Annotated in this window: 10 protein-coding genes and 1 rRNA gene; 3 read left to right on the top strand and 8 right to left on the bottom strand. The window is 72.8% G+C overall.

The window, feature by feature from the left end; all coding sequences use genetic code 11:
• The first annotated feature begins 191 nt into the window (after positions 1-191).
• Both ABTY62_RS37760 and ABTY62_RS37765 read left to right on the top strand, forming a co-directional pair.
• Positions 192-803: a GNAT family N-acetyltransferase gene (locus ABTY62_RS37760; RefSeq protein ID WP_352133904.1), complete on the top strand. Its 612-nt coding sequence runs from the start codon at positions 192-194 to the stop codon at positions 801-803.
• Positions 804-894: 91 nt separating this feature from the next.
• On the top strand, positions 895-2,079 hold the full coding sequence (locus ABTY62_RS37765) for a winged helix-turn-helix domain-containing protein (protein ID WP_352133905.1): 1,185 nt from the start codon (positions 895-897) through the stop codon (positions 2,077-2,079).
• A gap of 68 nt (positions 2,080-2,147) precedes the next feature.
• Here the strand turns inward: ABTY62_RS37765 and ABTY62_RS37770 are convergent, their stop codons facing one another.
• The 7 genes from ABTY62_RS37770 to mtnA form a co-directional block, all read right to left on the bottom strand.
• Positions 2,148-2,882, bottom strand: coding sequence for a response regulator (locus tag ABTY62_RS37770; RefSeq protein WP_352133906.1), 735 nt, complete (start codon positions 2,880-2,882; stop codon positions 2,148-2,150).
• A 290-nt stretch (positions 2,883-3,172) separates the two neighbouring features.
• Entirely contained in the window at positions 3,173-3,862 is a 690-nt protein-coding gene (hpf, locus tag ABTY62_RS37775) for a ribosome hibernation-promoting factor, HPF/YfiA family (protein WP_311727457.1), read from the bottom strand.
• A 293-nt stretch (positions 3,863-4,155) separates the two neighbouring features.
• Positions 4,156-4,953, bottom strand: a complete 798-nt coding sequence (locus ABTY62_RS37780; protein ID WP_352133907.1) for a ComF family protein — start codon at positions 4,951-4,953, stop codon at positions 4,156-4,158.
• A gap of 175 nt (positions 4,954-5,128) precedes the next feature.
• Complete coding sequence (locus tag ABTY62_RS37785; protein ID WP_352133908.1) at positions 5,129-6,982, bottom strand: LpqB family beta-propeller domain-containing protein; 1,854 nt, start codon at positions 6,980-6,982, stop codon at positions 5,129-5,131.
• A complete protein-coding gene (gene mtrB, locus ABTY62_RS37790) occupies positions 6,972-9,107 on the bottom strand; it encodes an MtrAB system histidine kinase MtrB (protein ID WP_502997596.1) in 2,136 nt (711 codons plus the stop codon). The genes ABTY62_RS37785 and mtrB overlap by 11 nt, the downstream gene beginning before the upstream one ends.
• 1 nt (position 9,108) lies before the next feature.
• Complete coding sequence (gene mtrA / locus ABTY62_RS37795; RefSeq protein ID WP_014061181.1) at positions 9,109-9,786, bottom strand: two-component system response regulator MtrA; 678 nt, start codon at positions 9,784-9,786, stop codon at positions 9,109-9,111.
• Positions 9,783-10,940: an S-methyl-5-thioribose-1-phosphate isomerase gene (mtnA, locus tag ABTY62_RS37800; RefSeq protein WP_352133910.1), complete on the bottom strand. Its 1,158-nt coding sequence runs from the start codon at positions 10,938-10,940 to the stop codon at positions 9,783-9,785. The genes mtrA and mtnA overlap by 4 nt, the downstream gene beginning before the upstream one ends.
• A 270-nt stretch (positions 10,941-11,210) precedes the next feature.
• Between mtnA and ABTY62_RS37805 the strand changes: the two genes are divergently transcribed.
• Entirely contained in the window at positions 11,211-12,362 is a 1,152-nt protein-coding gene (locus ABTY62_RS37805; protein ID WP_352133911.1) for a DUF7847 domain-containing protein, read from the top strand.
• Between the two features lie 52 nt (positions 12,363-12,414).
• Here the strand turns inward: ABTY62_RS37805 and rrf are convergent.
• Positions 12,415-12,508, bottom strand: a 5S ribosomal RNA gene (rrf, locus tag ABTY62_RS37810); the annotation flags it as partial.

Consider the following 12,508-nt stretch of genomic DNA (forward strand, 5'->3'; position numbering starts at 1 on the left):
GCGCGGCATTATCGAGGGGCGCAGGCCCCGCCGCAACGGCCATCGTAAGACAGGACCCCACCACGCCGGGAGGTCCGTCACTACGAGGAACCGGTGTCACCTCTCCGTGTCAACGTACGAGGGGCCTCTGAGGTGCCCCTGAACGCGAGAAACGCTCGCGGGCGCCTCGGCCACGGCCCAGACTCGGGCACATGGATCCTGTCACCCTCACCACCGAGCGGCTGCTGCTGCGCCCCTTCGGACCCTCGGACGCCGAGGCGGTGCACGCCGCCTGTCAGGACCCGGAGATCCGGCGCTGGACCCCCGTGCCCACCCCGTACCGGCGCGCGGACGCCGAGGAATTCGTCCGGGAGATCTGCCCGGAGGAGTGGCGGGACGACATCACCTACCGCTTCGCCGTGATCACCCGGGACGGCGGCGCCCTCGTCGGCTCCATGGCCCTGGTGCGCCTGGCCCAGCTGCGCACCGAGGAGCGCCAGGCGGAGCTGGGCTACTGGACGGTGCCGGAGCAGCGGCGGCGCGGGTACACCGGCGAGGCGGCGCGGGCGGTGGTCGAGTGGGCGTTCACGGGGCTGGGGGTGGAGCGGCTGGAGTGGTGCGCCCAGGTCGGCAACGAGGGCTCGCGGGCGGTGGCGCTGGCGGCGGGGTTCCGGATGGAGGGGATCGACCGGGCGCGGATCGTGCACAACGGGACCCGGCGGGACGCCTGGCGGGGCGCGGTGCTGCCCTCGGACTGGGGGCTGCCACAGGCGACGCCGTATCTGCCCGCGCCCGAGCGGCCGGCGGTCGCGGACCCGGCCTGAGCGGGGGACCCCGCCTGACCCCCGGGACCGCGCCAGGGGTGCCGGCCACAGCGGGCCCGCGCTGTCAGTGGCACCCCGTACGGTGTCCGGCATGACGATTGCAGCGTCCGGGTCCGCGTCCCGCCCCAGGCCCGAGGTGGCCCTCTCCGCAGACGAGGCGCGGCGGATCGCGCTGCGCGCCCAGGGGCTGCTCGGCGCGCCGGACCGGCGGGCCGGGGTGCGAGGGGTGCTGCGTCATCTGGGGGCGGTGCAGCTGGACACCATCTCGGTGCTGGCCCGCTCCCATGAGCTGATTCCCTACGCGCGGCTCGGCGCGGTCGGCCGGGCGGCGGTCGAATCGGCGTACTGGACCGAGACCCATGCCTTCGAGTACTGGTCGCACGCCGCCTGTGTGCTGCCGATCGAGGAGTGGCCGTACTTCGCCTTCCGTCGCCGTGCCTACCGCGGCCGCCCGCACTGGTACCACGAGCTGCCGGACGGGGCGTACGAGACGGTCGTCAAGCGGCTGCGCGAGGACGGCCCGCTGACCGCGACGGAGCTGGGCGGCGCCAAGAACGGCGGCCCGTGGTGGGACTGGTCGGCCGCCAAGGTCGCCGTGGAGCGGGCGCTGATGTACGGCGAGGTGGTGTGCGTCGAACGGCGCGGCTGGAAGCGGGTGTACGACCTGGCCGAGCGCGCCGTGCCGGGCGATCTGCTCCATGACGGGCTGGACGACGCGGAGTGCCTGCGGCGGCTGGTGGGGCTCGCCGGGCAGGCCCTGGGGGTCGGCACCCGCGCGGACATCGCGGACTACCACCGGCTGAAGGCCGAGCAGGTGGACGCGGTGATCGCGGATTCGGGTCTGGTGCCGGTGACGGTGGCCGGCTGGGACAAGGCGGCCTGGGCGGACCCGGAGGCGCTGGCCACCCCGGTGCGCGGCCGGCATCGCACGACGCTGCTGTCGCCCTTCGACTCCCTGATATGGGATCGCGCCCGCACGGAGCGGATCTTCGGCTTCACCCACCGGCTCGAGGCGTATGTGCCCAAGCCCAAGCGGGTCCACGGCTATTTCGCCATGCCGCTGCTGGCGGGCGGGCGGCTGCTCGGCCGCGTCGACCCGGCCCGCGAGGGGAAGACCCTGGTGGCCCGGCAGGTGTCCCTGGAGGGGCCCAAGGCCGTGGCGCCCATGGCCGAGGCGCTGCTGGAGGCGGCCGGGTGGGTGGGCTGCGAGTCCGTGCGGATCGAGCGCGTCGACAGCCCGGAACTCGGCGCCGCGCTCACGGCGGCGGTCGCCTGACCATCTCCTGACCGCTCACCGCTCGCCCGCTCGCCCGCTCGCCCAGCTGATCGCTCAACCGATCGCGTTCACCTGATCTCGAGGATCTTCTCCCGCATCGCGTAGACCACGGCCTCCATCCTGGAGTGCAGCTGGAGCTTCTCCAGGATGTTGCGGACGTGGTTCTTCACGGTGTTCTCGCTGATGAACAACTCCTTGGCGATGTCGCGGTTGTTCATGCCCGTGGCCACGAGCTTGAGCACCTCCAGCTCCCGATCGGTCAGCCGGGGCGCGGGCACCAGCCGTCGCTCGTCGGTGCGCTGGATCATCGACTTGAACTCGGTCAGCAGCTTGGACGCCATCGACGGGCTGATCTGGGACTGGCCGTCGGCCACCGCCCGGATCGCGGTGGACACCTCGTCGGTCGAGATCTCCTTGAGGAGATAGCCGGTGGCGCCCGCCTTGATCGCGTCGTAGAGGTCCGCCTCCTCGTCGCTGATCGTCAGCATGATGATCTTCGCGCTCGGCGCCACCTCCTTGATGGAGGTGCACGCCTCGATCCCCCCGCGCTTGGGCATCCGCACATCCATCAGCACGATGTCCGGCAGCAGATCGGCCGCCTTGTCCACGGCCTCGGCGCCGTCCCCCGCCTCACCGACGACCTGGATGTCCTCCTCCTGGGCCAGGACGATCTCCAGTCCGCGCCGGAAGAGCGCATGATCGTCCACCACGAGGACCCGAATCGGCTCCTTGCGCGGCTCGCCCCTCTCCGCTCCGACGCCGTGGTCATCGCCGTCGGTCGCGGGCCCGAAGCTGTCCGCCATCGTTCCTCCCCCTGAAGGCCATGGCCCTGCTCTCCGCACTTTGCTGTGCATGCTGCTATATACGGCGGCATCAACCGGTCTTCTCGATACGAGGGTTGGCCGCTGAGCCATGATTTCATGCCTGGCGGACGGTGTGGTGCCGCCGTGGTCGCACGATGGTGCCCCGGGGGCGCATGGGTGCTCAGGGGCACCACGCCGGATGCGACCCCCCGCGCCACCGTGGGAGCGGCGTCCCCCGCACCACAGCGGGACCGTGCGGCACGCCCGCCGCACGGTCCCGCCCGTCCTGGTCAGCCTCCCAGTGCGCCGCCGGCGCCGCCGGGCTCCTCCCCGACGAACGCCTCGGGCTTGAGGTGGATGACCCCGTAGTCATAGCCATGGCGCCGGTAGACGACGCTGGGCTGGCCGGTGTCGGAGTCGACGAACAGATAGAAGTCGTGCCCGACCAGCTCCATCTCATAGAGCGCCTGGTCGAGCGTCATGGGGGCGGCGGCGTGGGTCTTCTCCCGGACCACCAGGGGACCTTCGCCCTGGACCTCCAGCGGCCCCATCCTGGTGGTGGGGACGGTATCCGACGTGCGCTGGGCGGCGATTTCCCCATGGCCGTTGATCCGGGCCGCGTTCGGCACGGTCACGGCCACGTCGCTGGCGGGGATACGGCCGTTGCCACGGCGCGTGTGACGCTTGTCGTGCTGCTTGCGCATGCGCGCTTCCAGCTTGCCGGCGGCCAGGTCAAGCGCTGCGTACGGATCGGCGGCGGCGGCCTCCGCCCGGATCACCGGACCACGGGAACGGAGGGTGATCTCCACTCGGTCGCAGCGGTCGGCCTGCCGGGGGTTGTGTTCCTTGGACACCTCGACGTCCAGGCTGATCACCTTGCCGTCGAGCTTCTGGATCTTCTCCAGCTTCAGCTTCTCGGCCACGTGCCTCCGGAACCGCTCGGGCACCTCTGTTTTACGGCCCTTGACGACGATGTCCACGCAGAACTCCGTTCCCGGGTTGCTCCGTCTCAGCCGGAGCTCATCCGTTGTGCACTGGGCTCCGGAATTTCTCCGGAGCTTGCTGCCTGGCGGCTTTCACCTCCTCCTCCCCGATGGCCAAGATCGCCACCCCTTCTTGTCAACAAAAGCGAAAAGGCACACGAAGCACGCCAAGCGGATAATGCGAGCCATTGCACTCACTGTTCCTCACAACCGAACATAGCTCGCCCGGCCGGAAGTCGGCACCCCCTACCGGCACGTACCTCCGATCAGGTGTTTACGTCCGCTTATCATCAGCAACGATGCGCGTTCGTATTCAGTTCCGCTTGGTGTCGCCGCCGCGGCGGCGGTAAACGAACGCCCGCGCCCGCGGGAATTGAGCGCCCCGCCACCGCCACGACGGCGGCCCCGGCGACCGGGGCGCCCGCCGCCCGCACCGCCCGCGCTGCCTCCGCCAGCGACGCCCCCGTGGTCATCAGATCGTCCACCAGCACCACGCGTCCCTCGGCCAGCAGCCGCCCGCAGCCCGGCGCCGCGCCCAGCGCCCCGGTGAGGTTCGCCAGCCGCCGCCGCGCGTCCAGCCCCGCCTGATCGGCCACCGCCCGCCGCTGCCGCAGCACCGGCAGCACCCGCGCGCGCCGCCCGCCGCGCCGCAGCACCCCCGCCGCCGCCAGCGCGATGCGCCGGGCCGGGTCATGGCCGCGCGCCGCCACCGCCCGCCGCGCCGAGGGCACCGGCACCAGCAGCAGCGGCCGGCCGTCACCGGACCGGGCCCGCCAACCCTCAAACTCACGACGCCGGGGACAGGCCGCCTCCACCGCCCCCGCCAGCGCCTCGCCCAGCGCCGCCGCCAGCCTCAGCTCGCCCCGCTCCTTGTGCGCGAGCAGCACGGCCCTGGCCTCGTCCTCGTAGGCCACCGCCGCATGGACCGGCGGCAGCCCCGGCGGGGGCGGGCCGGGCCGCACGCGCCGCGCCCGCGCCCCGCACAGCGCCGCCCCACACCGCCCGCACAGCGCGCCGCCCGCCCGGCCGCACCCCGCGCAGCCGGCCGGCAGCACCAGCCCGGCGATCTCCTGCCACCACATCCACATGCGCCCACTGTCCCGTCACCCACCCGGACCCGCCACCCCTTGTGGAAAACCCTGTGGATAACCGGGGTCGGCCGAGGTCCATCCGGGTGAAAAGGCGCCCGTCCACGTGACGGAAAACGCCAGGAGCGCCATCCCGAACAGACGGGATGACGCTCCGGCCGGACACGAGCGAGCGCTACCCCGGATAGACCGGAACCGACCCCTCCTTGGCCACGGTCTTCCAGTCCGTGTTCGGCATCAGCCGCACGATCCCGTCGTTCGTCGTCTCGGCGATCAGCGGCCGGTTCTTGTCCTCGAACGCCGCGACCGCCGCCACCCCGTTCGGCCCCGGCACCGCCGGGACATCGGCCGGCGAGCCGTCCGTCTCGACGTACTGGAGCTGCTGCACCCCGCCCGACTCACGGCCCGCGACCACCAGCCGGCTGCCCCCGGCCCACGACACCGCGTCCACGTCCTCCAGCCGCGGGGAGACCGAGTGAAGACCCCGCACCGACAGCTCGGGAGCGGCCTCGCCGCCCGCCCGCTCGACGCGGCCGAGCTGAAGCGTCGTATGCCCGCCCCGCTTGATCAGCATCGCGATCCGGGTGCCGTCCGCGGACATCCGCAGCGACTCGATCACGCCGCCCTTCAGATCCGGCAGCCGGACCTCGTCCGCCTTCTCCACGCCCTCGCGCAGCCGCAGCAGCCGGGGCCGCTGCGCACTCCGGTCGGCCACCCACAGGCCGCCCAGCCCGTCCCAGCTCGGCGCCGACAGCCCGCCCTGCGCGCCGCCGCCCTGGAGGCGCAGCAGCGCCGCGCCGCGCTCGGCGCCGGACCTCAGCTCGGTCACATACAGCGTGCGGCCGTCCTCGGTGACCCCAGCGGCCAGCCGCTCGTCCCGGGACACCGCCACCGACCCGAGGCCGATGCCCTCCTCCCCGAACGGCCCCGGCACGGCCTGCGGCTGCCGCGCCTCGTCGGACAGCCGGACCACCCGGTGGTCGGCGTCCACGAAGTACTGGTGGTCCCCCCGGCCGTAGACCTGCTCCGGAGCGTAGGAGCGCGCGCCGTCGCGGGACAGCGAGCACAGCTCGGCGCCGTCCTGCCGCTCCAGCCGCACGCTGCCGACCCCCGCCGACCCCTGCCCCAGGCCCTGGACCGTGAACAGCAGCTGCGCGGCCATCCGGGCGCAGCGCGCCCCGCCGACGTGCGACGCCCGGTCGCCCAGCCGCACCTTCAGCGTGTTCGAGCTGTCCGGCGTCAGCTTCCCGTCCCGGCGGACCAGGTTCGTACCGGCCGGGAAGGAGGTGCTGACCACCGGGTCCAGCCAGCTCGTCGGCCCGTCCAGCAGGGCCTTCACGGCCGCCGAGGCCGGGTCGACGTCCCGCCGCAGATAGACCGGGTCGGCGACCAGCACGTCCTGCCCCACCCGCGAGTTCCCGGCGTCCGGCCCCAGCTCGGCGAAGTAGTACTTGTTGACCGACGCGTAGATGCGCTGGAAGTCGGGCTCGCCCAGCACCAGACCGCCCGGCAACCGGTCGATCCGCCACTCCGACCCGACCTTCGACAGATGGATGCGCTCCACGTAATCGCCCTCGGAGGGCCGGTACGCGTGCGTGGCGTCCACCTTGGCGATCCGCCTGCCGGAGAGCACCACCGTCCGCCCGTCGCCGTCCCGGTCCCCCGGGTCGGCCTCCACCCGCACCTCCGGCGGCTGCGCGAGCACGGTCGTCTCGGCAAACGGTGCCCACCGCCGGGCGGCGCCCCCGGTCAGATACTCCTTGGCGGTGGCCAGGTCCTCCTCACTGCTGGTCGTCGCCTCCAGGAAGCCGTTGACGAGCTCGGTGGGCTGCTCACCCTTGCCCGGGCTCACCCCGTACACCCGCACCTGCGTATCGACGTCCGTACCCGGCGACGAGTCGACCCGGCGCACATCCCCGCTGTCGGGCATCGAGGCGCAGCCGGTGAGCAGCAGCGCGCCGCAGGCGAGCAGCGCGGGCGCGCCCAGCAGCCGGGGCGTACGGCGGAGACGGTGGCGGTCAGCGCCCACGGGGGCGGCCCTCCCGTTCGGTCGGTGTCGTCGGTGCCGGATCGGCCGCGCCCTGGTGCGCGCCGTGCGGACGCGGCGGGCCGCCCTGCGCGGCGCCCCGGGGCACCACCCGGGCGCCGTTGCCCGGCAGCGCCGTGGGGTCGGCCGTCGGCGCGGGCACACCGGCGCCGCTGGGGGGCAGCGGCCGGTCGGGGCCGGGCAGCCCGGACTTCGGCTGCGCCGGTACGGACGCCGTCCGCTTCTCCGCGCCCGCCGAAACCACCTCCGCCGCGCCCCTAGCCTCCGTGTTCCTGACCGCGGCGCCCCGGCCCGCGGCGCGGCCGCGCCGGGAGTCCTCGGGCTCCAGCGGGATCGGCGAGCCACGCAGCGTGTCGCCCGCGGTACGCGGCAGGGTCAGCCGGAACTGCGAACCGCCCCCGGGCTCGCCCCACGCCTGGAGCCAGCCGCCGTGCAGCCGCGCGTCCTCCACCGCGATCGACAGACCGAGTCCCGTGCCGCCCGTCGTACGGGCCCGCGCCGGATCGGCCCGCCAGAAGCGGTTGAACACCCGCGTCGCCTCTCCAGGCTTGAGCCCCACGCCGTAGTCGCGCACCGCGACCGCGACCGCCCCGCCCGCCGCGGCGAGCCGCACGATCACATCCCGGCCCTCGCCGTGCTCCACGGCGTTGACCACGAGATTGCGCAGCACCCGCTCCACCCGGCGCGCGTCCGCCTCCGCCATCGCCGGCTGCTCGGCGCCCCGCACCACGATCCGGGTGCCCTTGGCATCGGCCAGCGGCTCGGCCGCGTCCACCACCCGGGTCACCACATCGCGCAGATCGATCGGCTCGGCGTCCAGGGCCGCCGCGCCCGCGTCGAACCGGCTGATCTCCAGCAGATCCGCCAGCAGCGACTCGAACCGGTCGACCTGGCCCCACAACAGCTCCGCGGAGCGCGCCGTGACCGGGTCGAAGTCCTCGCGCGAGTCATGGATGATGTCCGCCGCCATCCGTACGGTCGTCAGCGGCGTCCGCAGCTCATGGGAGACGTCCGATACGAAGCGGCGCTGCATCCGGGACAGCTCCTCCAGCTGCTGGATCTTGACCTGGAGGTTCTGCGCCATCTTGTTGAACGACTCGCCGAGGCGCGCGATGTCGTCCTCCCCGGTGACCTTCATCCGCTCCTGAAGCAGACCGGCGGCCAGCCGCTCGGAGATCCCGGCGGCCATCCGCACCGGAGTGACCACCTGCCGGACCACCACCCAGGCGATGGCGCCCAGCAGCACCACCACGAACACCCCGGCCGTCGCCAGCGTCCCCTTCACCAGGCTCAGCGACTTCTCCTCCTGGGTGAACGGGAAGAGGTAGTAGAGCTGGTACGGGTCGCCGTGGTTGTCGTCGAGCCGCTTGCCGATGATCAGCGCGGCCTCGGACCGACCCGACCTGTCGTGCAGGATCCGGCCGTACTGCTCGTACGTCGTGGCCCGTCCCTCGTCCACCTTCTTGCGCAGCTCGGCCGGGACGCTGTCCTGCCTGACATCGCCGGAAACGCGCGCCCCGCGGCTGACGATACGGGGCGTCTCGCCCGAGGCGGAGCTGAGCGCCACCACCGAGTACGCGCCCTTGCCGCCGCTTGCCAACTGCTCCACCAACTGGTTCAGCCAGCTGCGGGCGTCCTGGCCGCCCCGGCCGCCGGGGTCGGCGGTCCCGTCCCCGTCATGGCTGTCGCTGTCGCGGTCCGCCGTCTGCTCGGCGACCTGGAACCCGCCGGTGGCCTGGCCCTGCGCGGCGTGCCGCTTGGCGTCCAGCAGCCCGTTGCGCACCTGCCCGATCACGACCAGGCCGAGCAGCAGCACCACACCGAGCGACATCAGCAGCGTGGTCGCGACGACCCGCAGCTGGATATTGCGCCGCCACAGCCGGGCAGCGGGCAGCAGCGGACGGCGCACCCACCGCCCGAACAACCGGATCAACGGATGCGCGGGGCCGCCGGACGCCCCGTCGGGCAGCAGCTGCCCACCGCTCCACAACCGCCGCAGCAGCGGTATCTCACCCGCCGGGTCGACAGGCGGCCCCGGACGCGCTCCCTCCGGGGCCCCGCCCTCCGGCCTGTCGGCAGGAGGCGGGCCCGAGCCGACCTCCGGCATCTCAGCTGGGCCCGGCCTTGTAACCGACGCCGCGCACGGTCACCACGATCTCGGGGCGCTCCGGGTCCTTCTCGACCTTCGAGCGCAGCCGCTGCACATGCACATTGACCAGCCGGGTGTCGGCGGCATGCCGGTAGCCCCACACCTGCTCGAGCAGCACCTCACGGGTGAAGACCTGCCATGGCTTGCGCGCCAGCGCGACCAGCAGATCGAACTCCAGCGGCGTCAGCGCTATCGACTGGCCGTCCCGCTTCACCGAGTGCCCGGCCACGTCGATCACCAGATCGCCGATGGCCAGCTGCTCCGGCGCCGGTTCCTCCGAGCGCCGCAGCCGCGCGCGGATCCGCGCCACCAGCTCCTTCGGCTTGAACGGCTTGACGATGTAGTCATCCGCCCCGGACTCGAGCCCGACCACCACATCGACCGTGTCGCTCTTGGCGGTCAGCATGACGATCGGCACTCCGGACTCGGCCCGGATCAGCCGGCACACTTCGATTCCGTCCCGCCCGGGGAGCATGAGATCGAGCAGTACCAGATCCGGCTTGGTCTCGCGGAAAGCGGCAAGAGCCTTGTCGCCGTCCGACACGAACGACGGTTCAAAGCCTTCGCCGCGCAGCACGATGCCGAGCATCTCTGCCAGTGCGGTGTCGTCGTCGACGACAAGGACGCGTCCCTTCATATCGACATCATCCCATTACCCGATCGTGACCTGGCGCACAGTTCCGCGATACCGGCCGCGGTGACGGGCGAAACGACCCCGCACTCGGTGACGATCGCCGTCACCAACTCCGGTGGTGTGACGTCGAAAGCCGGGTTGTAGGCCTGCGTGCCCAGCGGAGCGACCGGTATTCCGGTGCCCGCCTGCGCCCCAGCGGCCGGAGCATAAGGCAGTGTGATGTCCGTCACTTCATGCCCGGGGCGCTGCTCCACCTCGATCGACGCACCGTCCGCGGTGGCCAGGTCAAACGTGGTGATCGGGGCAACGACGACGAACGGCACATGGTGATAGCGGGCCAGCACCGCGAGCGGATAACTGCCGATCTTGTTGGCCACCGAGCCGTCCGCGGCTATCCGGTCCGCGCCGATCAGCACCGCGTCCACCTCCCCCGCCGCGAACAGCGAGCCCGCCGCGTTGTCGGTCAGCAGCGTGTACGCCATGCCCGCGCGGGCCGCCTCGTACGCGGTCAGCCGCGCGCCCTGAAGCAGCGGGCGGGTCTCGTCCACCCACAGCCGCCGCAGCTGCCCGGCCCGGTGCACCGCCGCGGCCACCGCCAGGGCGGTGCCCCCGCCCCCGGAGACCAGCGCGCCGGTGTTGCAGTGCGTCAGGATGCGATAGCCGCCGGCGGGCAGCAGCTCACCAAGGAGGGCCAGGCCGTGCCCGGCCATCCGCTCGCTCGCCTCGGCGTCCTCCCGGTGCAGCGCGCGGGCCTCGGCGAGGGCCGCGGCCGCGGCCTGCCCGGCGTCCGCCCCGCCCTGGGCCGCCGCGTGGTACGCGGCCGCGGCACGGCGCACCCCGTAACCCAGGTTCACGGCCGTGGGCCGGGCATGCGCGAGCGACTCCGCCGCGTCGTCCACATCGAAGCCGCGCGACGCGGCGAGGGCGACCCCGTAGGCCCCGGCGATGCCGAGCAGCGGGGCGCCGCGGACGGCGAGCGAACGGATCGCCTCCACCAGCGCCGGCACATCCGTGCACACCAACTCGACCTCCTCCGCCGGAAGTCGCGTCTGGTCGAGGATCACCAGCACGGGGCCTTCCGGCGGTTCCTCCCACCGGAGGGCGAGGGCGACGGGCGGTGCGGCGGTGTCCCGGGCCGCTGAGTGCTGATCAGCCATCCGTCCAGTCTGCCCTCTACGACCCCAAGTATTGAAGTGGTCCGCCACGCTCCGCGCCCACCGCCCCGCCGGACGCACCGTGGCACGATGACAGCCCACCGGCCACCGCCGCACCCGCGACAGCCCGCCGAACGACCTTACGGAGCGACGATGAACGACTCTCCGGGCTGGGCACCGCCCGGACCGTCCCCTTCCGACGACCAGGCCCCACCGAGCCCCGCCGGACCGGCCCCAGCCCTGCCCGACCAGCCCGGTCCGGACCGTCCCGCAGTGGACGACAGCGTGACGGACGGGCCCGAGTGGGGGGCGAAGTGGGCGGAGCGACAACCGCCCGCAGGACACTGGACGGCACATCCCGGAAACGCCCCCGCACCGCCACCCACCCCGCCGACCGGTCCCGCCGGCCCCGCCTCGTACGGGAATTGGGGGCACGGCTGGGCACAGCCGCCGCCCGCGGCCCGGCCCGGAGTCATCCCGCTGCGCCCCCTGAGCGTCGGCGAGATCCTCGACGGGGCGGTCTCCACCGTGCGCGCCCACTGGCGGCCGGTGCTCTGCGTCTCCCTTGTCGTCGCCCTCGTCGCCCAGGGCGTGACCACGGCGGCCACCGGCCTGTGGTTCCGGGACGCTAACGGGCTCGACGCGCTCGGCAACAACCCGGACCAGACCCTGCGAGAGACACTGGGCGACCTCGGCCAGGCGATGAAGAGCAGTGCGGTCCCCCTGGCGGCAGGAATCCTCGGCACGCTCGTCACCACGGCCCTGCTGACCGTCGTGATCGGCCGGGCCGTGCTGGGACGGCCGTTGTCCCTCGGGGAAGCGTGGCGCGACACCCGGCCGCGCCTCCTCCAGCTCTGCGGACTGCTGCTCCTGATGCCCGCGCTCGTGGCCATGACCCTCACCGCCGGCCTGGCGCCGGGTCTTCTGCTCATCGCGACCGGAGCGGAGGACGAAGGCGCCGCACTGGCCATGCTGGGCGGGCTCGCCGCGGCCGTCGCCGCCCTGTGGCTCTGGATCCGCTACAGCCTCGCCGCACCCGCCCTGATGCTGGAGAAGCGGGGAATCGGCGCGGCCATGCGCCGCTCCGCCAAACTCGTACGCGGCGCGTGGTGGCGAGTGCTCGGCATCCAACTCCTCGCGCTGCTCATCACCGTGGTCATCTCCGCCGTCATCGAGGTCCCGACCAGCCTCGTCGGCATGGCGGTCGGCGGAGACAACGCGATGGACTGGCTGTCGGGCGAATCCGCCACCGTCAGCTGGACGTTCCTGGTGGTCATCGGCATCGGCGGGGTCATCGGCTCGACCATCACCCTGCCCATCGCCGCGGGTATCACCGCGCTCATTTACGTGGACCAGCGCATCCGCCGCGAGGCCCTCGACCTGGAGCTCGCCAGCGCCGCCGGCATCTCCGACCACGAGAAATAAAAAAGCCTCGGTCCCGAGTATCTTCCGATACTCGGGACCGAGGCTAAAAAATGTTCGGCGGCGTCCTACTCTCCCACAGGGTCCCCCCTGCAGTACCATCGGCGCTGAAAGGCTTAGCTTCCGGGTTCGGAATGTAACCGGGCGTT

The organism is Streptomyces sp. NPDC097640 (assembly GCF_040302705.1).
Taxonomy (GTDB): Bacteria; Actinomycetota; Actinomycetes; order Streptomycetales; family Streptomycetaceae; genus Streptomyces.

Excerpts from the sequence above, each read along its gene's own strand:
- ABTY62_RS37765 (WP_352133905.1), top strand. The coding sequence starts at position 895 with ATGACGATTGCAGCGTCCGGGTCCGCGTCCCGCCCCAGGCCCGAGGTG.
- ABTY62_RS37780 (WP_352133907.1), bottom strand. The coding sequence starts at position 4,953 with ATGTGGATGTGGTGGCAGGAGATCGCCGGGCTGGTGCTGCCGGCCGGC.
- mtnA (WP_352133910.1), bottom strand. The coding sequence starts at position 10,940 with ATGGCTGATCAGCACTCAGCGGCCCGGGACACCGCCGCACCGCCCGTC.
- mtrA (WP_014061181.1), bottom strand. The coding sequence starts at position 9,786 with ATGAAGGGACGCGTCCTTGTCGTCGACGACGACACCGCACTGGCAGAG.
- mtrB (WP_502997596.1), bottom strand. The coding sequence starts at position 9,107 with ATGCCGGAGGTCGGCTCGGGCCCGCCTCCTGCCGACAGGCCGGAGGGC.
- ABTY62_RS37770 (WP_352133906.1), bottom strand. The coding sequence starts at position 2,882 with ATGGCGGACAGCTTCGGGCCCGCGACCGACGGCGATGACCACGGCGTC.
- ABTY62_RS37760 (WP_352133904.1), top strand. The coding sequence starts at position 192 with ATGGATCCTGTCACCCTCACCACCGAGCGGCTGCTGCTGCGCCCCTTC.